This window comes from Pseudomonas sp. PDM25 (assembly GCF_019219045.1).
GTDB lineage: Bacteria > Pseudomonadota > Gammaproteobacteria > Pseudomonadales > Pseudomonadaceae > Aquipseudomonas.
Genome location: NZ_JAHUWL010000007.1, coordinates 1 through 22,249 on the forward strand (window position 1 = coordinate 1; position 22,249 = coordinate 22,249).

Consider the following 22,249-nt stretch of genomic DNA (forward strand, 5'->3'; position numbering starts at 1 on the left):
CCACTCAGGCGCTGGTGATGCTGGCTCGCAAGCTTGCTCGGGTGGTATTCGCCTTGCTGAAAGGGCAAAGCGAATATCAGCCAAAAGCCAGTTGAGGGCTTTCCCTCAACCATAGAATCTCCCACAGGAATTATGTACTCCGCATCTACATCACAAGGACCTGCATGTCGTTCATCCACGCCAACATGATCCACATCCTCGCCGCGCTCTGGTTCGCCATTTGCTGGGGCGGCTACACCCGTTATGCGACGTGGAAGGGCCGCGACACCGCGTGCCTGGCCAGCGTGCTGCACCTTTATCGCGAAGACTGGATGCGCCGCATGCTGTTGCGCGACAACCGCATCGCTGACGCCAGCGTGATCGGTAACCTGGAGCGCAACGCCTCGTTCTTCGCCTCCAGCACACTGATTATCCTGGCCGGCATTCTCACGGTGCTCGGAGCCTCCGAAAGGGCAGTATCGTTATTGGCGGATATCCCGATGGTGCAGCAGGCCTCTCAAGGGATGTCCGAGATCAAGTTGCTGTGCCTGGCGCTGGTGTTTGTCTATGCGTTCTTTACGTTCAGCTGGTGCATGCGTCAGTACAACTTTGCGGCCATTCTGGTGGGCTCGGCGCCTATGGTCGGTGAGCGTCACGTTTCCGAACAGGAGCGCAAAGCCTTTGCTGCCCGGGCGGCCCGCGTTATATCCATGGCCGCCAACCAGTTCAACTTCGGGCTGCGCTCCTACTACTTCGGCATGACCATGCTGGCCTGGTTCGTCAGCCCGTGGTTGTTCATGTTGATGAGTGCCGGCGTGGTGCTGGTGTTGTATCGCCGGGAGTTTCATTCCGACGTTCTCGACGTGATGGTCTATACACCTACAGAGGCGCCATTGCCCGAGGTGATTAAAGAGGCTGTTTGATGAGTATTCCGTTCTGGTGTGTATTTATCAGCGCACTGCTGATTTATGTGTCGAGGATTCCAGTCGCCAGGGCGATGAGCGAGCAGGGTGGTTATGACAACCACTTGCCGCGCCAGCAACAAACGCAGCTGACAGGATTCGGTGCCCGTGCGTTGGCGGCTCATCAAAACTGTTTTGAGGCGTTCATTCTGTTCGCGGTGGGGGTGTTGATGGCGCATACCACGCAGACGGCGGGATGGCTGATCGACTTGCTGGCAATCATCTTCGTGATCACGCGAGTCATTTATTTGCTGTGCTATTGGGTTGATCTGGCCTGGCAGCGGAGCCTGGTATGGTTCGTCGGATTAGTGTGTTCGTTGCTGTTGATGATTAGTCCGACTTTTAAAACTATTTTGCTGTAACGCCTGCTTTGCAAAAAAACCAGGCAAAAGAAAACCCGCACTTGGCGGGTTTTCTTTATCACGCTAAAAACTGTTTTAGTTTTTAGGTGCTTCTTTTGTGGCTGCTTCGTTCGATTCAGCCTGAGCTTTGGCGGCTTCGGCGTTTTCTTTCGCAGCGTCGTTCACTTTATCCTGAGCTTTGCTCATGTCTTGCTGAGCTTGCTCAGCATGTTTGGTGGCTTCTTGAGCTTTGTCCTCGGATTTTTTATCGCAGGCTGCGAGACCGAGGGAAGCGGTCAACATCAAGGCAATAGCTAAAGTCTTACGCATGGGGTGTTTCTCCTTATGGAAAATATCTACTGGCCTTTCGAGCGCAGCCCATCGCGTTAAGTTCCTCAATTCATACAGATATATAAGTTTATTCCGACGGGAACTTTTACTAAAAACGCCTGGTACGTTGGCTGAACACTAAGAAGAGTTTTATCAAAATGGCCGAAATCCCCGTTTTTGAGCGCGCTACACGATTTCTATCGGCGCTGCGACATTGTCAGGTACTTGGGCTGCGGGTTCACAGTGCCAGCAACGAAGGCCTGACAGTTATCCTGCCGTACAGTCCTCAAATTGTTGGCAACCCGCAGACCGGCGTGATTCATGGCGGGGCGCTGACCTCGCTGATGGACACGGCCTGCGGCATGTCCACCCTCTGCGTGCTGCCCGAGTTCGAAGTTTGTCCGACCCTCGACCTGCGCATCGACTACATGCACGCCGCCGAGCCGCATAAAGATGTCTACGGTTTTGCCCAGTGCTATCGGGTGACCACGGATGTGATCTTTGCTCGTGGTTTCGCCTACCAGGACGACCCCGAGCAGCCCATCGCCCATGTGGTGGGCACCTTCATGCGCATGGGTAAAGCCATCAAGGGCACCAAAGGCTTCGGCGGCGTCATCGCCGGAGGTGCGAAATGACTGACGCGTTCAAGGAACAACTTCAGCAGGCACATGAGCAGGGCGACTACGCCTCTCTGCTGCACCTGATTCCCTATGCCAAATTGATCGGCGTCGAATGTTCGCGGGTGGGGGATGATCTGCTGTTTCGCTTGCCGGCCAACAAAGACAACATTGGTAACCCTTTATTGCCGGCGATTCATGGTGGCGTGATCGCCGGGTTCATGGAGTTGTCCGCAGCGCTGCATCTGCTGATTTTCACCGGTTCGCCGGGTGTGCCGAAGATCATCGATTTCTCCCTCGACTATCTGCGCGCCGGGCAGTTTCGCGACACTTGGGCCAGGTGCCAGGTTTGCCGGCAGGGCCGCCGGGTGGCGAACGTTGCGATTACGGCCTGGCAAAGTACTGAGGCCGAACCGATTGCCACAGCCCGCGCCCATTTCAAAATTGAATAGCCCTTGAAATCCTGAACTCAGCCCCCAACTTTGATGACAACCCGCCGCCGACCCTTCAGGTCGCGGCCACTGCCATCTGATTGGAGTTTGATGACCATGAGTGTGGAAACTCAAAAGGAAACCCTGGGCTTCCAGACCGAGGTGAAGCAACTGCTGCACCTCATGATCCATTCGCTGTATTCCAACAAGGAAATTTTCCTTCGCGAATTGATCTCGAACGCCTCTGACGCTGTCGACAAATTACGTTTCGAAGCCCTGTCCAAGCCTGAGTTGCTGGAAGGTGGCGCCGAACTGAAGATCCGTGTGAGCTTCGACAAGGACGCTAAAACCGTCACCCTCGAAGACAACGGCATCGGTATGAGCCGTGAAGATGCGATCACCCACCTGGGTACCATCGCCAAATCCGGCACTGCCGATTTCATGAAACATCTCTCCGGTGATCAGAAAAAAGATTCGCACCTGATCGGTCAATTCGGTGTGGGTTTCTACTCTGCATTCATCGTCGCCGATAAAGTCGACGTGTTCAGCCGTCGTGCCGGTGCGGCTGCCAGCGAAGGCGTGCACTGGTCGTCCAAGGGTGAAGGCGATTTTGAAGTTGCCACCGTCGATAAAGCCGAACGCGGCACTCGCATCGTCCTGCACCTGAAATCCGGTGAAGACGAATTCGCCGATGGCTGGCGTCTGCGCAACATCATCAAGAAGTATTCCGACCACATCGCTCTGCCGATCGAGTTGCCGAAAGAAGTGGCAGCCGTTGAAGGCGAAGAGCAACCGGCCGTTGAATGGGAAACCGTCAACCGCGCCAGCGCCCTGTGGACCCGTCCGCGTACCGAGATCAAGGACGAGGAATACCAGGAGTTCTACAAACACGTCGCTCACGACTTCGAAAACCCGCTGAGCTGGAGCCACAACAAGGTCGAAGGCAAGCTCGAATACAGCTCGCTGCTCTACGTGCCGGCCCGTGCTCCATTCGATCTGTACCAGCGTGAAGCGCCGAAAGGCCTGAAGCTGTACGTGCAGCGTGTATTCGTGATGGATCAGGCGGAGTCGTTCCTGCCGCTGTACCTGCGCTTCATCAAAGGTGTGGTCGATTCCAACGACCTGTCGCTGAACGTGTCGCGGGAAATCCTGCAGAAAGACCCGATCATCGATTCCATGAAGTCGGCGCTGACCAAGCGCGTTCTCGACATGCTGGAAAAGCTGGCGAAGAACGAGCCTGAGCAATACAAAAGCTTCTGGAAAAACTTTGGCCAGGTCATGAAAGAAGGCCCGGCAGAAGACTTCGCCAACAAAGAGAAAATCGCTGGCCTGCTGCGTTTCGCATCGACCAACGGTGATGACGGCGAGCAAGTGGTGGGTCTGGCCGAATACCTGGCTCGCGCCAAGGAAGGTCAGGACAAGATCTACTACCTGACCGGCGAAACCTACGCGCAAGTCAAGAACAGCCCGCACCTGGAAGTCTTCCGCAAGAAAGGCATCGAAGTGCTGCTGCTGACCGACCGCATCGACGAGTGGCTGATGAGCTACCTCAGCGATTTCGACGGCAAGAGCTTTGTCGACGTGGCGCGCGGTGATCTGGACCTGGGCAACCTGGATTCGGAAGAAGACAAGAAAGCCGCGGAAGAAGTCGCCAAGTCCAAAGAAGGTCTGGTTGAGCGTCTGAAAACTGCACTGGGCGACTCCGTTGCTGAAGTGCGGGTTTCCCACCGTCTGACCGATTCCCCGGCGATTCTGGCCATCGGCGAGCAGGACCTGGGCATGCAGATGCGTCAGATCCTGGAAGCCAGCGGTCAGAAGGTTCCGGATTCGAAGCCGATCTTCGAATTCAACCCGGCTCACCCGCTGATCGAGAAGCTCGACAACGAGCAGAGCGACGAACGCTTCGGCGACCTGTCGCACATTCTCTTCGATCAGGCGGCCCTGGCCGCCGGCGACAGCTTGAAAGACCCGGCCGCCTACGTGCGCCGTCTCAACAAGCTGCTGGTTGAACTGTCGGTTTAACTGCGCTGTACAAAAACCCGCTTCGGCGGGTTTTTTTATTCTGGTGCCTCGGGCGTTAACCTCGATGCACAATCTGCTGGATGAAGTGTTTAAAGGCTGATAGCTGGTTTTTGATCTGACATCGTTGGTTTCAGTGCCGGCGTCTTCGCGAGCAAGCCCGCTCCCACATGGGATCGCGGTCCACTGTGGGAGCGGGCTTGCTCGCGAAAGCGGTTTAACTGGCGCTAAATATCTTAAGGCAATTCGATCCGCTCACTTTCCCCCGGCACCGTCGGCCAATCCCCGGCCGCCCAGCGTCGCCGCGCTTCATCGATCAACGCCGGATCGCTCGCCACGAAGTTCCAGTTGATCCGCCGCGGCCCATCCAGCGGCGCACCACCAAACAGCACGGCATGACAGTCGCTTTCAGCGAACAGGGTCATCTCTTCCCCGACCGGCAACACCACCAGCGAATGCGGTTCTATCAGCTCGCCATCCAGTTGCACCTCGCCGTCCAGCACATACAGCGCCCGCTCTTCATGCTCGGTAGGAATCAGCAAGGTGGTCGCCGTTTGCAGGTTCAATTCGGCATACAAGGTAGGAGAAAGCACCGGGACCGGTGACTCCAGGCAAAAGCCTGACCCGGCAATCATCCGGATCTTCACCCCCAGGTTATCGCTGACCGGCAGCGTGGCCGCCGGATGGTGGCTGTAGTGCCCGGGGCCGTGCTCTTTTTCTTTCGGGGAGGCCAGCCAAATCTGCAAACCGTGCATCGTGAAGCCGCTGTCCTTCAACGCCTCAGGCGTGCGTTCGACGTGGGCAATTGCGCTGCCCGCCGTCATCCAGCTGACATCACCGGCCTCCACTACTTGGTCGGAGCCGAGGCTGTCCTTGTGCTGGATTTTTCCTTCGAACAAGTACGTGAGGGTCGACAGACCAATGTGCGGATGCTGACGGATGTTCATGCCTTTTCCCGCCTCATAACGGGTTTCGAGCATGTGGTCGAAAAACACGAAAGGCCCGACGCTGCGGCATTTGGCTGACGGCAGTGGGCGAAGAATGGGTTGGCCTTCGACATCTTCGGCGCGGGGACGGATCACGAGCGGAGTGTTCATGCTGCATTCCAGGCTGAGCGGGTAATGCGTGGAGCATAACCCGCTTGCGCAGCCCTTGCCGCTATTGGCTGAAGGCACCTTCAGACAGGTGCGTTTCAATGCTGACGTCGGTGGTGGTCATCAACTTGTGGACCGGGCAACGGTCGGCCACGCGGTGCAGCTCATCGCGCTGAGCGTCGGTGAGCACACCTTTTAGGGTCAGTTTGACGTGGAGGGCATATTTACCTTTCTGCTCTTCGCTGTTGTCACGTTTGACTTCGACGGTGACACCGGTCAGCGGGATGTTTTTCTTCTTCGCGTACATCTTCAGGGTCAGGGCCTTGCAGGCACCCAGGGCTGCGTCGAAGTAATCGTGTGGCTCGGGCGCGGAGCCTTCGCCGCCGGCGAGTGTCGGTACGTCGGCAAAGAGTTGATGGTCATCGATCTGTACGCTGTGACGAAAACCTTCGGTGGAAAGGGTATTGACGGTGACTGGCATGGGAAACCTCGCAGGCAACAGGAAAAGTCATTCGATCAAAAAAGACCATGAAGGTATAGAGCATTCCTCCTGTTACGCGTTCCACTTTCTCACTGCGCATTCCTGTGCGCTGAATCGTTACCGCCCGGCGCCGAAGCAGTTGAGGCGTTTTGATATCACGTTTTCGTCTTACGCAAAATTTCTCCGGGCCGATACCTTCTTAAGCAACCCGCTGCAGGGTTGATGCAGCGCTTTTGGAAGGAACCAGAGCAATGAGTATCAGAAGTCTCAATATTGCGCCGCGCGCGGGCCTGGGTTTCGGCCTGCTGGCGTTGATGGTGTTTGGATTGGGGGCGTTCGCCCTGCAGCAAATGTCGAACATGCGCGCGCAGTCCGATCAGGTCGATGACAACTGGCTGCCCAGCGTGATGGCGGTCGGGGAGATGAATCAGGACATGCTGCGGCTGCGGGCATTGACCATGCGCCTGCTGCTCAATCGGGACCCGCAAGTGCTGGCGCAAAACCTCAGCAAACTCAACGAGCTCAAAAGTCTATTGGATGAGCCTCAGCAGCGCTACGATGCGCTGATTGTGCTGCCCGAAGAGCGGGTGCTGTTCGACCGCTTCAAAACCTCGGAGCAAAAATACCTGCAGTTCCAGACTCAGGTGATGGGGCTCTCGTCCCAAGGACAGGTGGAAGAGGCGGCCGCCATCCTCAATGGCGAGATGAGTCCATTGGCCGATGAAATCACCGCCAACCTCAAGGCATTGATCGAGCTGAACAAGCACAACGCTAACCTGGCGACGGAGGCGGCGCGCCGGGTGTTCAGCCAATCGCGGCTCTGGGTCGGGGTAATGATCGGCCTGACGGCGCTGATGACCATCGGCCTGGCGCTGTTGCTGACCCGTAGCATCGTCGTGCCGCTTTCCCAATCGTTGAAAGTGGCTGAAGGGGTGGCTGGCGGCGATCTCACCGGTGATATCAGCATCAGCGGCAAGGACGAGCCGGCGCGGCTGTTGCACGCCCTCAAGAGCATGCAGGGGAGTTTGCGTGAAACCCTGCGGCGTATTTCCGACTCATCCAGCCAATTGGCCTCGGCCTCGGAAGAGCTCAGTTGTGTGACCGAAGAGGCCACCCGGGGCCTGCATCAGCAGAGCCTGGAAATCGACCAGGCCGCCACGGCGGTGAATCAGATGACCGCAGCGGTGGAGGAGGTCGCGAGCAATGCGGTGGCCACCTCCGAAGCGTCTCGGGAATCCGACCGGATCGCCCAGCACGGTCGCGAGCAGGTGCATCAGACCGTGTTGTCCATCGAATCCCTGGCCGACGATGTCACGGCCAATGCGACCCAGGTCGAGGACCTGGCGCAGAAAGTTTATGGCATCAGCAAAGTCCTGGATGTGATTCGGTCGATTGCCGAGCAGACGAACTTGCTGGCCCTGAACGCGGCCATCGAAGCGGCTCGGGCCGGGAGTGCCGGGCGCGGTTTTGCGGTGGTGGCCGATGAAGTGCGGGCGCTGGCGCACCGGACGCAGCAATCGACCCAGGAAATCGAACAGATGATCTCCGGCATCCAGAAAGGCACCGATGCAGCGGTCAGCTCGATGCAGCAGAGCAACACGCGCGCGCGTTCGACCCTGGAAGTGGCGAAAGCAGCGGGCACGGCGCTGGAGGAAATCGCCACGGCGTTTACCCTGATCAATGAGCGCAACCTGGTGATCGCCAGTGCCTCAGAGGAACAAGCGGCTGTCGCGCGCGAGGTGGATCGCAACCTGATGAACATTCGCGATCTGGCGTTGCAGACGTCGGCCGGGGCGAATCAAACCAGTGCCGCGAGCCAGGAGCTGTCTCGGTTGGCGGTCGATCTGAATACGATGGTGGCGCGGTTCTCGGTCTGAAGTCCGAGCGGTTTTGTCGTTCCGGCGGCGCTACCGGCTGGCTGTGCAAGGTTGCGGGTGGCGCCATCCCGGCCTATGGTCCAAGCGATACTTTACTTGCGACTGGCGCGTGATGACTCGCCGTCGGTTGCTGTCCATCCAGTGCTGATTTGCCTAGCGAGGTGACGACATGCCCACCGACTCCCGACCCGCCGTGCTCGAACTGATCGGCAATACGCCGCTGGTGCGCGTCAGCCGTTTCGATACCGGCCCGTGCACGCTGTTCCTCAAGCTCGAATCGCAGAACCCCGGCGGTTCGATCAAGGATCGCATCGGCCTGGCGATGATCGACGCCGCCGAGCGCGATGGCAGCCTGCGCCCCGGCGGCACCATCGTCGAGGCCACCGCCGGCAACACCGGCCTTGGCCTGGCCCTGGTCGGTCGTGCCAAGGGTTACCGAGTGGTGTTGGTGGTGCCGGACAAGATGTCCACCGAGAAGGTCTTGCACCTCAAGGCGATGGGCGCCGAGGTGCACATCACCCGCTCCGACGTCGGCAAGGGCCATCCCGATTACTACCAGGACGTTGCGGCGCGGCTGGCGCTGGAAATTCCCGACGCTTTTTTCGCCGATCAATTCAACAATCCGGCCAACCCGCTGGCCCACGAATGCAGCACCGCGCCGGAGATCTGGGCGCAGACTCAGCATGACGTGGACGCCATCGTCGTCGGCGTCGGTTCGGCCGGAACACTGACCGGGCTGACTCGTTTCTTTCGACGCGTGCAACCAGAGCTGGTCATGGTGCTGGCCGATCCGGTGGGTTCGGTGATGGCCGAATACAGCCGCAGCGGCACCATGAACACGCCCGGCTCCTGGGCGGTGGAGGGCATCGGCGAGGACTTCATTCCGTCGATTGCCGACCTGTCCAGCGTCCGCCACGCCTACTCGATCAGCGACGAGGAAAGCTTCGATCATGCCCGCCAACTGTTGCGCGCCGAAGGCATACTCGGCGGCTCTTCGACCGGCACACTGCTGGCGGCGGCGCTACGTTACTGCCGCGAGCAGACCGAGCCGAAGCGGGTCGTCAGCTTCGTCTGCGACACCGGCACGCGCTATCTGTCGAAGGTCTACAACGATCAGTGGATGAACGATCAGGGCCTGCTGAAGTACAAACATTACGGCGATCTGCGCGACCTGATCTCGCGGCGCTTCGAGGATGGCCGGGTGATCAGCGTGGGCCCGGACGATACGCTGCTCACCGCGTTCCAGCGCATGCGCTTGGCCGATGTATCGCAACTGCCGGTGCTGGAGGGCGGGCAGCGGCTGGTCGGCGTGATCGACGAATCCGACATTTTGCTGGGCATGCAAGAAGATGCTTCGCACTTTCGCGCGAGCGTGGCCAGCGCGATGACCGATCAGCTGCAAACCCTGCCTCCAAGTGCCAGTCTGGCTGAACTTCGGGCAGAGCTCGACCGTGGGCTGGTGGCGATCATCGCCGACGCTTCGGGCTTCTACGGCTTGATTACTCGAGTCGACATGCTCATTCATCTACGGAGATCCCTTACATGAGTCAACACGATGAAAACGCTGTGCCACGTGCCTTCGCCACCCGTGTGATCCATGCCGGGCAAACGCCCGACCCTTCCACCGGGGCGCTGATGCCGCCGATTTACGCCAACTCCACCTATTTGCAGCAGAGCCCCGGTGTGCACAAAGGCTTCGACTACGGGCGCTCGCACAACCCGACGCGTTTTGCGCTGGAGCGTTGTGTCGCGGACCTCGAAAGCGGCACCCAGGCCTTCGCGTTCGCCTCCGGGCTGGCGGCGATCTCCACCGTGCTCGAACTGCTCGATGCGGGCTCGCACATCGTCTCCGGCAATGATTTGTACGGCGGCACCTTTCGGCTGTTCGACAAGGTGCGCAAACGCAGCGCCGGACATCGCTTCAGCTTCGTCGATCTGACTGACCTGGAGGGATTCGAAGCGGCACTGCAGCCCGACACGAAAATGGTTTGGGTCGAGACGCCAAGCAATCCCTTGCTGAGTCTGACGGACCTCGCCGCCGTCGCACGCATCTGTCGCTCGCGAGGCATCATTTGTGTCGCCGACAACACCTTTGCCAGCCCGTGGATACAACGCCCGCTGGAGCAGGGTTTCGACATCGTGCTGCACTCGACCACCAAGTACCTGAACGGCCACTCCGACGTGATCGGCGGCATCGCGGTGGTCGGACAAAACGCAGACCTGGCGGAGCGTCTGGGCTTCCTGCAGAACTCGGTAGGCGCGATCGCCGGGCCGTTCGACGCTTTCCTCACCCTGCGCGGCGTGAAGACCCTGGCGCTGCGCATGGAGCGTCACTGCAACAACGCGTTGGACCTGGCGCAATGGCTGGAGCGTCAACCGCATGTGGCGCGCGTCTATTATCCGGGCCTGCCATCGCACCCGCAGCACGCCCTGGCGCAGCGGCAGATGCGCGGTTTCGGCGGGATGATATCCCTCGACCTGAACTGCGACCTGGCCGGTGCCACGCGCTTCCTCGAGAGTGTGCGGATCTTTGCCTTGGCCGAGAGCCTGGGCGGGGTGGAAAGCCTGATCGAGCACCCTGCGATCATGACCCACGCCAGCATCCCCGCGGATACTCGTGCGCAACTCGGCATCGGCGATGCCTTGGTGCGGTTGTCCGTGGGGGTCGAGGATGTCGAAGACCTGCGCGACGACCTGGCACAGGCGCTGGCGCGGATCTGAATATCAGCAGGCAAAAAAAATCCGGAACCCTTATCGGGTTCCGGATTTTTGTGTCGAGCCGGATCAGCTGCCTTTGACAGCCTTGCCGTTGACCGTACCGTCGAGGAGCATGATGTTGTACTCCTTGCCGTCGGTTTCAACCTGTTGCAGACGAACCAGCAGGTAATCCCAGTCCTTGGCGAACCACAGGACGGTGATGCGCTTGCTTTGCGTCGGGTCGCGCACGCGTTCGACCTTGATTGCATCGATCTGGCCAGCCTTGGTGTCGACCTTTTCCGAACCCAGCACTCGGAAATCATAGGTATCGACTTCACCATCGTCGACGACTTGATAACTCATGCTTTTCTTGCCAGCGGCCACGTCGTGCTGCAGGGCGAGCTGATAAGTGGATTTGTCGACCATGCCGCGGTTGAGCGGGATCTTGACCGGGTCACCGCGATCGGTGCCGGTGACCATTTTGTTGGTCCAGTCGAAATCCAGGTCAGCTTTCTTGGCTTTGCCCAGGCCGCCACGTTCGAAGTGGTAGGACTGCGGCAGCATGGTGTCCTTGTCCAGCGTCAGGGTGCTTTCTTCGGTCAGGCTGGCGATCATCATCGAGGCCTTGAAACTGAGCTTCCAGGCGCCGTTGGCTTGCTTGGTCAGGCTTCGTTCAGCGGTGCCGCTCATGGGCAACTGCTTCCAGTCAGCGGTATAGCTGGCGGAGAAAGGTTGAAGTTCTGCAGCCTGCGCAAATGGCAGTGCGAGCAGAGCGCAAGCGAAGAGCAGGGCACGACGCATAAAATCTCCTAGGTTCGAATCAAGTGGCCGCTGGCCGCGAGTAACTTTCCATCCAGTAAAGCACCTTGCTCGCCGAGTGATAAACGACCTTCGGCAAACCAGCGTACAGCCAACGGGTAGATCAGGTGTTCCTGTGTATGAACTCGCTGCGCCAGACTTTGCGGCGAATCGTGCAACTCTACCGGTATTACTGCCTGTACGACCAGTGGTCCGCCATCGAGTTCCTCGGTGACGAAGTGCACGGAACAGCCGTGCTCGGTGTCGCCGGCCTCCAGCGCGCGCTGATGGGTGTGTAACCCTTTGTATTTGGGTAGCAGCGAAGGATGGATGTTGAGCAGGCGACCCGCGTAGTGGCGCACGAAGTCAGCGCTGAGAATGCGCATGAAACCGGCCAGTACCACGAGTTTGGGGTTGAACGCGTCGATCTGTTCGATCAGCGCGGCATCGAAGGCCTCGCGGCCTTCGAAAGCCTTGTGATCCAGGGTGCGGGTGTCGATACCCGCGTCCCTGGCGCGTTGCAGGCCGTAGGCGTCGGCGCGGTTGGAAATCACCGCAGCGATGCGGACCGGGCTGTCGCCGGTCCGCGTGCTGTCGATCAAGGCCTGCAAGTTACTGCCGGTGCCGGACAACAGCACCACCACATCACAGGTCTGGGACATCAATGAGCCTTGAGGTTCTTCAGTTCAACCTGAGCCGCGCCTTCGGCAGCGGTGGAGATCTGACCGATGACCCAAGGCTGCTCGCCGGCTTCACGCAGGACGTTCAGCGCAGTTTCAACGTGCTCTTGAGCAACGCAGATGACCATGCCCACGCCGCAGTTCAGCACGCGGTGCATTTCGTTTTCGTCGACGTTGCCTTTCTCTTGCAGCCAGTCGAACACCGCAGGACGGGTCCAGCTCGCGACGTCAACCACCGCTTGTGCGCCTTTTGGCAGAACGCGCGGGATGTTGTCCAGCAGGCCACCACCGGTGATGTGGGCCATGGCTTTGACCGCGCCGGTTTCCTTGATCAGCTTGAGCAGCGGCTTCACGTAGATACGGGTCGGAGCCATCAGCAGGTCGGTCAGCGGTTTGCCGTCGAGCTGGATGTTTTCGATGTCGGCACCGGACACTTCGATGATCTTGCGGATCAGCGAGTAGCCGTTGGAGTGCGGGCCGGAAGACGGCAGGGCGAGCAGGGCATCGCCGGCAGCGACTTTGGAACCGTCGATGATTTCGGATTTTTCCACGACGCCGACGCAGAAGCCGGCCAGGTCGTAGTCTTCGCCTTCGTACATGCCAGGCATTTCAGCGGTTTCGCCGCCAACCAGGGAGCAGCCGGACAATTCACAGCCAGCGCCAATGCCGGTCACGACCTGGGTCGCGGTTTCGACGTTGAGTTTGCCGGTGGCGTAGTAGTCGAGGAAGAACAGCGGCTCGGCGCCGCAGACCACCAGGTCGTTCACGCACATGGCAACCAGGTCGATGCCGATGCTGTCGTGCTTGTTCAGGTTCAGCGCCAGACGCAGCTTGGTGCCGACACCGTCAGTACCGGAAACCAGCACGGGCTGCTTGTAGCCGGCCGGGATTTCGCAGAGGGCGCCGAAACCGCCCAGGCCGCCCATGACTTCCGGGCGCGCAGTGCGCTTGGCGACGCTCTTGATGCGTTCGACCAATGCTTCACCGGCGTCGATGTCTACACCGGCGTCCTTGTAGCTCAGGGAGGGTTGCTTGCTCATGATCCAGGCCTTTAGGGGGGATTCAGGGGTAACGACCGAGTCCAGTGGGACCACCGAAACTGACGAAGGCGATTGCCATCCGCGAATTTCAGGGTGCCCGGCTGTTGCCGGTCTGCGAAGGCGCGCGATTTTATCAGGCTTGAGGGGCAGCGGCCATCCTCACGCCGACGGCAGGGGCATATCCGCTTAAAAAAACCTTCATTGCCCGTGTTGGCCGCATCCTTCATGGCTGTATAAGGTATCGCTATTAACCGTCTATCGTTAGGACAGTGCAAAAACTTACCAGGGTCAGGTGAATGTTTTGCTGGGGGGCGTGGTCACAGCCTTGCTCAATCCGGTTCACGCGGCCTGTTCCAGCCGCTCTTGTCGTCAGGAATCCTCCATGCGTTTTTTTTCTAGATTTTTGTTTGCCGGCTGTATGTCATTGGTCAGCCTGGCGAGTCATGCCGAAACCGTCAAAAATCTGTATCAGGTGCGTCAGCCTGTCAGTGGTCAAACCCCGGAAGTGCGCGATCAAGCGACCCAGCAAGCGCTGGATACGCTGGTGTTGCGTCTGACCGGCGATCCCAAGGCTGCGCAAAGTCCCGGGTTGGCGGCGCTGCGCAAGGACCCGCAGCAAATCATCAGTCAGTACGGCTTTGACGCCGGCCCGCCGGAAGTGCTGAAGGTCGATTTCGACCCAGCCTCCACCGAGCAAGCGTTGCGTCGTGCCGGGCTGTCGTTGTGGGGGGCGAACCGGCCTTCGATCCTCGGCTGGTGGTTGAACGATTCCACCGAGGGTTCAAGCCTGGTCGGTGATGGCCAGGCCAGTGCTGCACCGCTACGTCGAGCAGCACAACACCGTGGTCTGCCGCTGCGCCTGCCGCTGGCCGATCTGAGTGAGCAGATCGTCGCCACTGCGCCGAATCTGGAAGGTACGGACGCGACGCCACTGCGCGGGGTATCGGAGCGTTACAGCGCTGACGCCTTGCTCGCGGTGCATGCCCGTGAAGAGGGCGGACAGTGGCAGGCCAAGTGGCATTTGTGGCTCGGCGACCAGAAGGAGGCGGGCAGCGTGCAGGGCGCGGATCAGGCCGCGGTGGCCGATGCGGTGATGCTGGCGGTCAGCGAGCGTCTGGCGCCGCGGTTTGTCGTCAAGCCGGGTGCTTCGGGCGAACAATTGCTCGAAGTGCAGGGCATGAACCTGGAACACTACGCGACGCTTGGGCGTTTGCTGGAACCGTTTGGTGCGCGCCTGCAAAGTGTCGACGGCGACCGGATTCTCTATCGGGTCAATGGCAGCGCCGAACAGTTGAAGGCGCAATTGTCGCTGGCCAGGTTGCAGGAAGTTCCTGCAGGTGAGGCGCCAGCCCCCACCGCACCCGTTCAACCTGCCGCCGCCGGTTCGGCTCCGGCCGTAGCACCAGCGCCGGCACCGATGCCGCAATTGCGTTTCCGTTGGTAAGTTTTTCTTTCTTTATATAGATGCATATGGAGTTGTACATGGCCGATACGCGGCGTTGGTTCTGGTTGGGTGGGGTGGTTCTGCTCTGCGTGTTTGTCTGGCTGTTGCATCCGATCCTGACGCCGTTTCTGGTGGCGCTGCTGTTGGCTTATCTGTTCGATCCATTGGTGGATCGGCTGGAGAAGGCCGGCCTTTCTCGGACGTGGGGCGTGGTGGCGGTGTTTGCGCTGTTTACCTTGATCTTCACGACACTGCTGGTGGTGTTGGTGCCGATGCTCGCCAAGCAGCTGTTTCGCTTGTACGAATTGGCGCCGCAGATGCTCGACTGGTTGCAGCACACCGCACTGCCGTGGGCGCAATCGAAATTCGGACTCTCGGATAATTTCTGGAAATTCGACAAGCTCAAGGCGGCAATCAGCGAGCACATGGGCCAGACCACTGACATTGTCGGGGTCGTGCTGAGTCAGGCGACGGCTTCCGGGCTGGCGCTGATCGGTTGGTTGGCGAATCTGGTGCTGATCCCGGTGGTGAGTTTCTATTTGCTGCGGGACTGGGACCTGATGATGGCGAAGATCCGCGGTCTGCTGCCCCGTGATCGCGAAGAGCGCGTTGTGATCCTGGCGGGTGAATGCCATGAAGTGCTGGGTGCATTCGTGCGCGGGCAGTTGCTGGTGATGGTGGCGCTGGGCGTGATCTACGCGGCGGGCCTGATGTTGGTTGGGCTGGAACTGGGGCTGTTGATTGGGATGATTGCCGGTCTGGCGGCGATCGTGCCGTACATGGGGTTCGTTATCGGGATCGGTGCTGCCTTGATTGCCGGTCTGTTCCAGTTCGGTGGCGATCTGTATCCCATGATCGGAATCGTCGCGGTGTTCATGGTGGGTCAGGCGCTGGAAGGCATGGTGCTGACGCCATTGCTGGTGGGGGACCGGATCGGTCTGCACCCGGTGGCGGTGATCTTCGCGATTCTGGCCGGGGGCGAGCTGTTCGGTTTTACCGGTGTGCTGCTGGCGCTGCCGGTGGCGGCGGTGATCATGGTGCTGGTGCGCCATGTGCATGATTTGTATAAAGATTCTGATATGTACAGCGGTGTTGATGAGCCCGAGATTTAAGAGGGCCTGATCAAACATCGCGGGCAGCCTGGTTCATTGCCAGGTTGACCCGAATCCCTCACGCGGCTGTCACATGCGCCGCCAAAGAAACTGGCATAAAACCAGTGTGTTAACGCAAACCTTTGATTTTGCTTGTGGTCTGTCGCATTGTGCGACCCGCCTCACGGGTATAAACTTCGCAAACTTTACACAGAGGCCACTAACGGTTCCTTTGGAACTGTTCAGTCAGCATGAAACCGATTCAGCTGCCCCTAGGTGTGCGTCTGCGTGATGACGCTACCTTTATCAATTACTATCCAGGCGCCAATGCCGCTGCACTCGGCTATGTCGAGCGGCTATGCGAAGCCGACGCCGGCTGGACCGAAAGCCTGATTTATCTCTGGGGCAAGGACGGGGTAGGGCGTACGCACTTGTTGCAGGCGGCCTGCCTGCGCTTCGAGCAATTGGGGGAGCCGGCGGTGTATTTACCGTTGGCCGAACTGCTTGATCGCGGCATCGCCATCCTCGACAACCTCGAACAGTACGAACTGGTCTGCCTGGATGATTTGCAGGCGGTGGCCGGTCGGGCGGATTGGGAAGAGGCGTTGTTCCATCTGTTCAACCGTCTGCGTGACAGCGGTCGACGTCTGCTGATCGCTGCATCGACATCCCCGCGTGAGCTGCCGGTGAAGCTGGCAGACCTCAAATCCCGTCTGACGTTGGCGCTGATCTTCCAGATGCGTCCGCTCTCCGACGAAGACAAATTGCGTGCCTTGCAACTGCGCGCCTCTCGTCGCGGCCTGCACTTGACCGATGAAGTCGGGCATTTCATTTTGACCCGCGGTACGCGCAGCATGAGTGCGCTCTTCGAGCTGCTTGAGCGTCTCGATCAGGCTTCCCTTCAAGCTCAACGCAAGCTGACCATTCCCTTTCTGAAAGAAACGCTTGGCTGGTAACAAAAGCCGGTAAAGCCAAGGCCCTGGCGGGTTTCGGCATCTTTCAGGCGTCAAGAATTCCGCTTTCCTACAGGGCTGCAGGCTGCGCGAACGTCTAAAACGGGCTTAAGCGCTTAGATGTAAACGCGAAACCAAGAAGTCACATAAAGATCGATTGAATTTGCAAATGAGGTCGATAGTAGGCATAGTCTCGGCTTCTTTAGAACTATCAGCCACGGTCGTGCCCATGCTAAATCGCTTTGCACCCCTCGTGCCTCTCGCACTCGTCACCCTGTTGTTCGGTTGCGCTGCTCACTCTCCAGTGTCCCAGCAAGAGCAACAACAGCAGGTTAAAAATTCTGCTACCGCTCAATCTTCCGCTCTTTATCAGCAAGCTCTTTTCCAGGAAGAAGCGGCCACCGATAAAGAACTGGCAGACTTCGCCGGCGGCAAGTCGTACCAGCTTCCGGTTCTGGCCGACAGCATCCTCGAACGCGGCATGTCCCTGATCGGTACCCGTTACCGTTTCGGCGGCACCTCCGAAGCTGGCTTTGATTGCAGCGGCTTCATCGGTTACCTGTTTCGTGAAGAAGCCGGCCTGAACCTGCCACGCTCCACTCGCGAAATGATCAACGTCGACGCTCCGCTGGTTTCTCGCAGCAAGCTGGAGCCGGGCGACTTGCTGTTTTTCGCCACCAATGGCCGTCGCGGCCGCGTCAGTCACGCCGGGATCTACCTGGGTGACAACCAGTTCATCCATTCCAGCAGCCGCAAAAGCGGTGGTGTCCGGATCGATAACCTGGGCGACAGCTACTGGAGCAAGACCTTCATCGAAGCCAAGCGCGCACTCGCGATGGCACCGACTGCGGCCCCGATCGTCACGGCGCGCAAGTAAGCGGACTTTTTGTAAGGTGAACTTAAAGTCTTACTTGAAGTTTGCCGCGTAGCAGCTAGAATCCGATCTATTATTGATGGCAAACCGCCTGCGTCCTGCGCAGGCGGTTTTCTTTTCTGCGCCCCCTGCAGAAAAAGCCGCAGCCAGATCAGGATGCTCTGCATATGTCGATGTCGGCCCGCCTCGCAATCATGTTCTTCGCAGCGCTGCTCAGCGCCTGCGCCAGCCGTACACCGCCACCTGCGCCGGTGGTTCGCGCACCCATTATTTTCAGTTCCTCCCAAGCATTCTCCCCTGAGGCAGAAGACGTCTTGTTCCGCGCGCTCGGCCTGGTGGGCACGCCGTATCGCTGGGGTGGCAACACGCCGGATTCGGGTTTCGATTGCAGCGGGCTGATCGGTTATGTCTACCGTGACGTCGCCGGCATCTCTCTGCCGCGTACCACGCGCGAGATGATCAGCATGCAGGCGGCCAGCGTGGGCAAGGAAGGCCTGCAAACCGGTGACCTGATCTTCTTCGCCACCAATGGCGGTTCCCAGGTCAGTCACGCCGGGATCTACGTCGGCGAAGGTCGCTTCGTCCATGCACCGGCCACCGGTGGCACGGTGAAGCTCGATAGCTTGTCCAAAGCTTACTGGCAGAAAGCCTATCTGAGCGCCAAGCGCGTCTTGCAACCTGAGCACTTGGCACGCAATCCCTAAATGGCAGAGGTTGTCATGACCGCTCGCACACTCAATCTCGACGATTCCCTGTATCAATACCTGCTCGACGTTTCCCTGCGCGAAACGCCGTTACTCAAGCGTTTGCGTGACGAAACCCAGGCGCTGCCCATGGCTCGCTGGCAGGTGGCACCGGAGCAGGGGCAATTCCTCGCGCTATTGGTGAAACTCACCGGTGCCAAGCGTTTGCTGGAAATCGGCACCTTCACCGGTTACAGCGCCTTGTGCATGGCGGCTGCATTGCCGGATGACGGTTCGTTGATCTGCTGTGACATTCCCGGTGACTACAACGCCACCGCGCGCCGTTACTGGCAGGAAGCGGGGCTTGCCGAGCGGATCGATCTGCGTCTGGCCCCCGCGCTGGAAACCCTGGCTCAGCTGGATCAGCCAGAGTCATTCGACCTGATCTTCATCGATGCCGACAAAGCCAACTACCCACGCTATCTGGAGCACGCATTGCGACTGCTGCGCGTCGGCGGTCTGGCGGTGTTTGATAACACGCTGTGGAGTGGTCGGGTGCTTGAGGACAATCCCGAGAGCGAAGACACCCGGGCCATTCAGGCGCTCAATCGCGCCTTGAAGGATGACTCGCGTGTGGATTTGTCGTTGTTGCCGTTGGGGGATGGCCTCACGCTGTGTCGCAAGCGTTGAGCGCGGTTATTGTGGGAGCGGGCTTGCTCGCGAAGACGGTGTAACAGTCAACAAAGATGCTGAATGTCATGACCTCTTCGCGAGCAAGCCCGCTCCCACAAGTGATGTGAGTATCAGTTATTGGGTAGCAGAAACCCGCCACACCTTGTTGCCCACGTCATCCGCCACCAACAAATCACCCTGCCGGTCAATCACCACGCCTACCGGCCGGCCCATGGCTTTTTCCTCGTTGTTGAGGAAACCGGTGAGCACATCCATCGGCGGCCCGCTCGGTTTCCCTGAGCTGAACGGTACGAAAATCACTTTGTAGCCACTGTGCGGTTTACGGTTCCATGAGCCGTGCTGGCCGATGAATGCTCCTTCCTTGAATTGCGCTGGCAGTCTGTTGCCTTCAGCAAACGTCAGGCCCAACGAGGCGGTATGCGGGCCGACCGCGTAGTCCGGCGCAATGGCCTTGGCCACTAGGCCGGGGTTTTGCGGCTCGACGCGAACGTCGACGTGCTGACCGTAATAACTGTAAGGCCAGCCGTAGACCCCGCCGTCCTTCACTGACGTGATGTAGTCCGGCACCAGATCGCTGCCGATTTCGTCGCGCTCGTTGACCGCCGTCCACAATGCGCCGCTCCGGGGTTCCCAGGCCAGCCCGTTTGGATTGCGAATCCCCGAGGCGAAGATTCGATGGTTGCCGGTGGCGCGATCCACTTCCCAGATTGCCGCGCGACCTTCCTCCTGATCCATACCGTTTTCACCGACGTTGCTGTTCGAGCCCACGGTGACATACAGCTTGCTGCCGTCCTTGCTGGCGATGACGTTTTTGGTCCAGTGGTGATTCAGCGTGCCGCCCGGCAGGTCGATCACCTTCATCGGCTGCGACTTGATTGCCGTCTCGCCGTTTTCATAGTGGAAGCGCAGCAAGCGGTCCGTGTCGGCGACGTACAGGTCATCGCCGACCAAGGTCATGCCGAAGGGTGAGTTGAGGTTTTCCAGGAACACCGTGCGGGTTTCGGCGATGCCGTCGTGGTCCTTGTCCCGCAGCAGCGTGATGCGGTTCGGGCTCGGTACGCCGGCGCCGGCACGGCCCATGACTTTGCCCATGACCCAGCCACGAACGCCTTTGCCGTCATCGGGTTTGGGTGGTGCGTTGGTTTCGGCGACCAAGACGTCGCCGTTGGGCAATACGTAGAGCCAGCGCGGGTGATCGAGACCGTCGGCAAATGCCGCCACCTGAGTGCCTGTCGCGGCGATGGGTTTCGCACCGTCCGGCCAGCCAATCGCCGGGGCGATGTTCACCGTCGGGATCAGGGTCTTGTTCGGTTCTGGCAGCTTGGGCGATGGGCCGGTGCCGTCGGAGACTTGCAGCCTGGCGGTTTCACCACAGGCCGCAAGCCCTCCGGCGAGCACGATGGCGAGAGCGAGCGGGGGCTTGCGCATGCTGATCTTCCCTAATGAATGCATTGACCTAATCAATAGAGAAGCGCAGGTGCGCGATGGTTCAACCGGTCAGCCGCGGGCTTCCTTGAACAGCACGGCTATGCCGGGGTGATAGTTGCCGGCTTCGTTGCGCAACTTGCGATAGGCATAGGGGAAGTACCAGGCCACCGCGCAGGTGTGTTCTTTTTGCAGATCGTCGACCATGTCCTGGAGTTCTTCCGGGGTGGCGCTATGTTGGGCTTTTTGCGGCGCAACGAACAGGCAGCCGAGTTTCAGGTCGCTGGCGTAGCTGATGCGTTTGGCCTCGCTGGTGATGTCCTGCAATGCTTGAGTCAGGTTCAGGCTGTTGACGCGTGGCCAGCGTTGCGTCGCCTGAAGGTAAGCGCGTTCTTCGCTGGTCGCGATAAACAGATCGGCGCGGCCATTGCGTTCGCCTTCCTCGACCTGTTTGCGGGTCGGTGTTTGTTGCAACGTGACCATTTCCGCCATCCAGGCCGCGGCGGAAAGCAGGCTCAGGTTGGCTTTTTCGTCGTACCAGTAAGGCGTGTCATTATCGCCGCGCACGGCGTTGTAGCGGTCGATACAGTCAAACCAGCGTTCCAGCACCGGGCGCAGGAATTCCAGCTTCGGATTGCTGATGATCATGCCTTGCATGTGGCTCACCCTTGTTATTGTGTTGTGAGATTGTGGCTCTTTGATATCACTGCTGAGAGTGTGGCACAAGATTGGCGTCAGATAATTGATCGGCGGCAGTTATTCGCTCGCAGGCTGCCCGTCTTCAATTGACGCTCCATCCCCAACCCTCTAACCTTCGCGGCTTGTTTCAGGTGCTCTGTGACCCTGGTCGACAGAGTGAAACAGGGAAGCCGGTGAGTGACTCTCTTCAAGCGACGAAGAGCCATGATCCCGGCGCTGCCCCCGCAACGGTAAATGAGTGAAGGCTGCGCCTTGAGCCACTGTGTCGTCGACATGGGAAGGCGCGCAGTCAGGCAAATCGCCGCTCATGAGCCCGGAGACCGGCCTGATCCATCCAGCGGCATCACGGTGGGCGATGCCAGGCTTCTTGCCGTCTATTCTTGTGCCTGCCCGCCGTTATCCAGCCTCAACGGAGAGCTCCCCATGACTGATACCCCCGATCGTGACGAACGTCATCTGGCGCGCATGCTGCGCAAAAAAGCCGTGATCGACGAACGCATCGCCAATTCCCCGAATGAATGCGGCCTGCTGCTGGTGCTGACCGGCAACGGCAAAGGCAAAAGCAGCTCGGCCTTCGGCATGCTCGCCCGGTCCATGGGCCACGGCATGCAGTGTGGCGTGGTGCAGTTCATCAAGGGGCGCAGCAGCACCGGCGAAGAACTGTTCTTCCGGGGCTTCCCGGAACAGGTGCGTTTTCATGTGATGGGCGAGGGCTTCACCTGGGAAACCCAGGATCGCCAGCGTGACATCGCCGCCGCTGAAGCCGCGTGGGCGGTGTCGCGCGAATTGCTGCGTGATCCGTCGATCGGCCTGGTGGTGCTGGATGAATTGAACATTGCACTCAAGCACGGCTATCTGGATCTCGATCAGGTGCTCAGCGACTTGCAGGCCCGTCCGCCGATGCAGCATGTGGTGGTGACCGGTCGCGGCGCCAAGCCGGAGATGATCGAGCTGGCCGACACCGTCACCGAAATGGGCGTGATCAAGCACGCGTTCCAGGCCGGGATCAAAGCGCAAAAAGGCGTCGAGTTGTGAGCTGCA

Annotated in this window: 23 protein-coding genes, 1 pseudogene and 1 riboswitch; of the genes and pseudogenes, 16 read left to right on the forward strand and 8 right to left on the reverse strand. The window is 59.4% G+C overall.

Annotated elements, in window-relative coordinates:
• The 3 genes and pseudogenes from KW848_RS31825 to KW848_RS14355 form a co-directional block, all read left to right on the forward strand.
• A pseudogene (locus KW848_RS31825) lies at positions 1-95 on the forward strand (IS110 family transposase); the annotation flags it as partial.
• A gap of 69 nt (positions 96-164) precedes the next feature.
• Positions 165-902 (forward strand): DUF599 domain-containing protein, encoded by a 738-nt coding sequence (locus KW848_RS14350; RefSeq protein WP_218537251.1) that lies wholly within the window; start codon positions 165-167, stop codon positions 900-902.
• Positions 902-1,303 (forward strand): MAPEG family protein, encoded by a 402-nt coding sequence (locus KW848_RS14355; RefSeq protein WP_111450752.1) that lies wholly within the window; start codon positions 902-904, stop codon positions 1,301-1,303. Before KW848_RS14350 ends, KW848_RS14355 begins: the two co-directional genes overlap by 1 nt.
• A 75-nt stretch (positions 1,304-1,378) precedes the next feature.
• Here the strand turns inward: KW848_RS14355 and KW848_RS14360 are convergent, their stop codons facing one another.
• The gene (locus tag KW848_RS14360) at positions 1,379-1,612 is read right to left on the reverse strand and encodes a hypothetical protein (protein WP_192406870.1); all 234 of its coding nucleotides are present in this window, start codon (positions 1,610-1,612) and stop codon (positions 1,379-1,381) included.
• Positions 1,613-1,770: 158 nt separating this feature from the next.
• Here KW848_RS14360 and KW848_RS14365 point away from each other — a divergent pair, with 158 nt between their 5' ends.
• The 3 genes from KW848_RS14365 to htpG all read left to right on the forward strand — a co-directional run bounded on the left by KW848_RS14365 (position 1,771) and on the right by htpG (position 4,682).
• On the forward strand, positions 1,771-2,247 hold the full coding sequence (locus tag KW848_RS14365; protein WP_218537252.1) for a PaaI family thioesterase: 477 nt from the start codon (positions 1,771-1,773) through the stop codon (positions 2,245-2,247).
• Positions 2,244-2,681, forward strand: a complete 438-nt coding sequence (locus KW848_RS14370) for a PaaI family thioesterase (RefSeq protein WP_111450749.1) — start codon at positions 2,244-2,246, stop codon at positions 2,679-2,681. Before KW848_RS14365 ends, KW848_RS14370 begins: the two co-directional genes overlap by 4 nt.
• Positions 2,682-2,777: 96 nt before the next feature.
• The gene (gene htpG / locus KW848_RS14375) at positions 2,778-4,682 is read left to right on the forward strand and encodes a molecular chaperone HtpG (protein WP_111450773.1); all 1,905 of its coding nucleotides are present in this window, start codon (positions 2,778-2,780) and stop codon (positions 4,680-4,682) included.
• A gap of 233 nt (positions 4,683-4,915) precedes the next feature.
• Here the strand turns inward: htpG and KW848_RS14380 are convergent, their stop codons facing one another.
• Together KW848_RS14380 and KW848_RS14385 are read right to left on the reverse strand one after the other, a co-directional pair.
• A complete protein-coding gene (locus KW848_RS14380; RefSeq protein WP_218537253.1) occupies positions 4,916-5,776 on the reverse strand; it encodes a pirin family protein in 861 nt (286 codons plus the stop codon).
• Positions 5,777-5,837: 61 nt separating this feature from the next.
• A complete protein-coding gene (locus KW848_RS14385) occupies positions 5,838-6,254 on the reverse strand; it encodes an OsmC family protein (RefSeq protein ID WP_111450747.1) in 417 nt (138 codons plus the stop codon).
• A 251-nt stretch (positions 6,255-6,505) separates the two neighbouring features.
• On the opposite strand from KW848_RS14385, the gene KW848_RS14390 reads away from it, so the two are divergent.
• The 3 genes from KW848_RS14390 (at position 6,506) to KW848_RS14400 (ending at position 10,852) form a co-directional block, all read left to right on the forward strand.
• Positions 6,506-8,131, forward strand: coding sequence for a methyl-accepting chemotaxis protein (locus KW848_RS14390; protein WP_218537254.1), 1,626 nt, complete (start codon positions 6,506-6,508; stop codon positions 8,129-8,131).
• 169 nt (positions 8,132-8,300) lie between these two features.
• On the forward strand, positions 8,301-9,677 hold the full coding sequence (locus KW848_RS14395) for a pyridoxal-phosphate dependent enzyme (protein ID WP_192406876.1): 1,377 nt from the start codon (positions 8,301-8,303) through the stop codon (positions 9,675-9,677).
• Positions 9,674-10,852, forward strand: a complete 1,179-nt coding sequence (locus KW848_RS14400; RefSeq protein ID WP_111450745.1) for a cystathionine gamma-synthase — start codon at positions 9,674-9,676, stop codon at positions 10,850-10,852. The genes KW848_RS14395 and KW848_RS14400 overlap by 4 nt, the downstream gene beginning before the upstream one ends.
• 63 nt (positions 10,853-10,915) lie before the next feature.
• Here the strand turns inward: KW848_RS14400 and KW848_RS14405 are convergent, their stop codons facing one another.
• The 3 genes from KW848_RS14405 to purM are packed head-to-tail and all read right to left on the reverse strand — an operon-like array spanning position 10,916 to position 13,346.
• The gene (locus KW848_RS14405) at positions 10,916-11,629 is read right to left on the reverse strand and encodes a DUF3108 domain-containing protein (RefSeq protein ID WP_008148635.1); all 714 of its coding nucleotides are present in this window, start codon (positions 11,627-11,629) and stop codon (positions 10,916-10,918) included.
• An 8-nt stretch (positions 11,630-11,637) separates the two neighbouring features.
• Entirely contained in the window at positions 11,638-12,288 is a 651-nt protein-coding gene (gene purN, locus KW848_RS14410) for a phosphoribosylglycinamide formyltransferase (protein WP_218537255.1), read from the reverse strand.
• A complete protein-coding gene (purM, locus tag KW848_RS14415) occupies positions 12,288-13,346 on the reverse strand; it encodes a phosphoribosylformylglycinamidine cyclo-ligase (RefSeq protein WP_008148639.1) in 1,059 nt (352 codons plus the stop codon). The genes purN and purM overlap by 1 nt, the downstream gene beginning before the upstream one ends.
• Before the next feature lie 382 nt (positions 13,347-13,728).
• Here purM and KW848_RS14420 point away from each other — a divergent pair, with 382 nt between their 5' ends.
• The 6 genes from KW848_RS14420 to KW848_RS14445 all read left to right on the forward strand — a co-directional run bounded on the left by KW848_RS14420 (position 13,729) and on the right by KW848_RS14445 (position 19,081).
• On the forward strand, positions 13,729-14,790 hold the full coding sequence (locus KW848_RS14420; RefSeq protein WP_218537256.1) for a DUF2066 domain-containing protein: 1,062 nt from the start codon (positions 13,729-13,731) through the stop codon (positions 14,788-14,790).
• A gap of 38 nt (positions 14,791-14,828) precedes the next feature.
• Entirely contained in the window at positions 14,829-15,902 is a 1,074-nt protein-coding gene (locus tag KW848_RS14425) for an AI-2E family transporter (protein WP_111450742.1), read from the forward strand.
• Positions 15,903-16,132: 230 nt separating this feature from the next.
• Positions 16,133-16,837 (forward strand): DnaA regulatory inactivator Hda, encoded by a 705-nt coding sequence (hda, locus tag KW848_RS14430; protein ID WP_008148645.1) that lies wholly within the window; start codon positions 16,133-16,135, stop codon positions 16,835-16,837.
• Between the two features lie 226 nt (positions 16,838-17,063).
• Positions 17,064-17,711, forward strand: coding sequence for a C40 family peptidase (locus tag KW848_RS14435; protein ID WP_111450741.1), 648 nt, complete (start codon positions 17,064-17,066; stop codon positions 17,709-17,711).
• Between the two features lie 164 nt (positions 17,712-17,875).
• The gene (locus KW848_RS14440) at positions 17,876-18,412 is read left to right on the forward strand and encodes a C40 family peptidase (protein ID WP_111450740.1); all 537 of its coding nucleotides are present in this window, start codon (positions 17,876-17,878) and stop codon (positions 18,410-18,412) included.
• A 15-nt stretch (positions 18,413-18,427) separates the two neighbouring features.
• A complete protein-coding gene (locus KW848_RS14445; protein WP_111450772.1) occupies positions 18,428-19,081 on the forward strand; it encodes an O-methyltransferase in 654 nt (217 codons plus the stop codon).
• Positions 19,082-19,198: 117 nt separating this feature from the next.
• Here the strand turns inward: KW848_RS14445 and KW848_RS14450 are convergent, their stop codons facing one another.
• Entirely contained in the window at positions 19,199-20,512 is a 1,314-nt protein-coding gene (locus KW848_RS14450) for a sorbosone dehydrogenase family protein (RefSeq protein WP_218537257.1), read from the reverse strand.
• A gap of 69 nt (positions 20,513-20,581) precedes the next feature.
• Positions 20,582-21,166, reverse strand: a complete 585-nt coding sequence (locus tag KW848_RS14455; protein ID WP_218537258.1) for a hypothetical protein — start codon at positions 21,164-21,166, stop codon at positions 20,582-20,584.
• A 154-nt stretch (positions 21,167-21,320) separates the two neighbouring features.
• Positions 21,321-21,552, forward strand: a riboswitch (cobalamin riboswitch).
• A 79-nt stretch (positions 21,553-21,631) separates the two neighbouring features.
• Here KW848_RS14455 and cobO point away from each other — a divergent pair.
• A complete protein-coding gene (gene cobO / locus KW848_RS14460; RefSeq protein WP_218537259.1) occupies positions 21,632-22,243 on the forward strand; it encodes a cob(I)yrinic acid a,c-diamide adenosyltransferase in 612 nt (203 codons plus the stop codon).
• Positions 22,244-22,249 lie beyond the last annotated feature (6 nt).

Excerpts from the sequence above, each read along its gene's own strand:
- KW848_RS14350 (WP_218537251.1), top strand. The coding sequence starts at position 165 with ATGTCGTTCATCCACGCCAACATGATCCACATCCTCGCCGCGCTCTGG.
- KW848_RS14355 (WP_111450752.1), top strand. The coding sequence starts at position 902 with ATGAGTATTCCGTTCTGGTGTGTATTTATCAGCGCACTGCTGATTTAT.
- KW848_RS14360 (WP_192406870.1), bottom strand. The coding sequence starts at position 1,612 with ATGCGTAAGACTTTAGCTATTGCCTTGATGTTGACCGCTTCCCTCGGT.
- KW848_RS14365 (WP_218537252.1), top strand. The coding sequence starts at position 1,771 with ATGGCCGAAATCCCCGTTTTTGAGCGCGCTACACGATTTCTATCGGCG.
- KW848_RS14370 (WP_111450749.1), top strand. The coding sequence starts at position 2,244 with ATGACTGACGCGTTCAAGGAACAACTTCAGCAGGCACATGAGCAGGGC.
- htpG (WP_111450773.1), top strand. The coding sequence starts at position 2,778 with ATGAGTGTGGAAACTCAAAAGGAAACCCTGGGCTTCCAGACCGAGGTG.
- KW848_RS14380 (WP_218537253.1), bottom strand. The coding sequence starts at position 5,776 with ATGAACACTCCGCTCGTGATCCGTCCCCGCGCCGAAGATGTCGAAGGC.
- KW848_RS14385 (WP_111450747.1), bottom strand. The coding sequence starts at position 6,254 with ATGCCAGTCACCGTCAATACCCTTTCCACCGAAGGTTTTCGTCACAGC.
- KW848_RS14390 (WP_218537254.1), top strand. The coding sequence starts at position 6,506 with ATGAGTATCAGAAGTCTCAATATTGCGCCGCGCGCGGGCCTGGGTTTC.
- KW848_RS14395 (WP_192406876.1), top strand. The coding sequence starts at position 8,301 with ATGCCCACCGACTCCCGACCCGCCGTGCTCGAACTGATCGGCAATACG.
- KW848_RS14400 (WP_111450745.1), top strand. The coding sequence starts at position 9,674 with ATGAGTCAACACGATGAAAACGCTGTGCCACGTGCCTTCGCCACCCGT.
- KW848_RS14405 (WP_008148635.1), bottom strand. The coding sequence starts at position 11,629 with ATGCGTCGTGCCCTGCTCTTCGCTTGCGCTCTGCTCGCACTGCCATTT.
- purN (WP_218537255.1), bottom strand. The coding sequence starts at position 12,288 with ATGTCCCAGACCTGTGATGTGGTGGTGCTGTTGTCCGGCACCGGCAGT.
- purM (WP_008148639.1), bottom strand. The coding sequence starts at position 13,346 with ATGAGCAAGCAACCCTCCCTGAGCTACAAGGACGCCGGTGTAGACATC.
- KW848_RS14420 (WP_218537256.1), top strand. The coding sequence starts at position 13,729 with ATGCGTTTTTTTTCTAGATTTTTGTTTGCCGGCTGTATGTCATTGGTC.
- KW848_RS14425 (WP_111450742.1), top strand. The coding sequence starts at position 14,829 with ATGGCCGATACGCGGCGTTGGTTCTGGTTGGGTGGGGTGGTTCTGCTC.
- hda (WP_008148645.1), top strand. The coding sequence starts at position 16,133 with ATGAAACCGATTCAGCTGCCCCTAGGTGTGCGTCTGCGTGATGACGCT.
- KW848_RS14435 (WP_111450741.1), top strand. The coding sequence starts at position 17,064 with ATGCTAAATCGCTTTGCACCCCTCGTGCCTCTCGCACTCGTCACCCTG.
- KW848_RS14440 (WP_111450740.1), top strand. The coding sequence starts at position 17,876 with ATGTCGATGTCGGCCCGCCTCGCAATCATGTTCTTCGCAGCGCTGCTC.
- KW848_RS14445 (WP_111450772.1), top strand. The coding sequence starts at position 18,428 with ATGACCGCTCGCACACTCAATCTCGACGATTCCCTGTATCAATACCTG.
- KW848_RS14450 (WP_218537257.1), bottom strand. The coding sequence starts at position 20,512 with ATGCGCAAGCCCCCGCTCGCTCTCGCCATCGTGCTCGCCGGAGGGCTT.
- KW848_RS14455 (WP_218537258.1), bottom strand. The coding sequence starts at position 21,166 with ATGCAAGGCATGATCATCAGCAATCCGAAGCTGGAATTCCTGCGCCCG.
- cobO (WP_218537259.1), top strand. The coding sequence starts at position 21,632 with ATGACTGATACCCCCGATCGTGACGAACGTCATCTGGCGCGCATGCTG.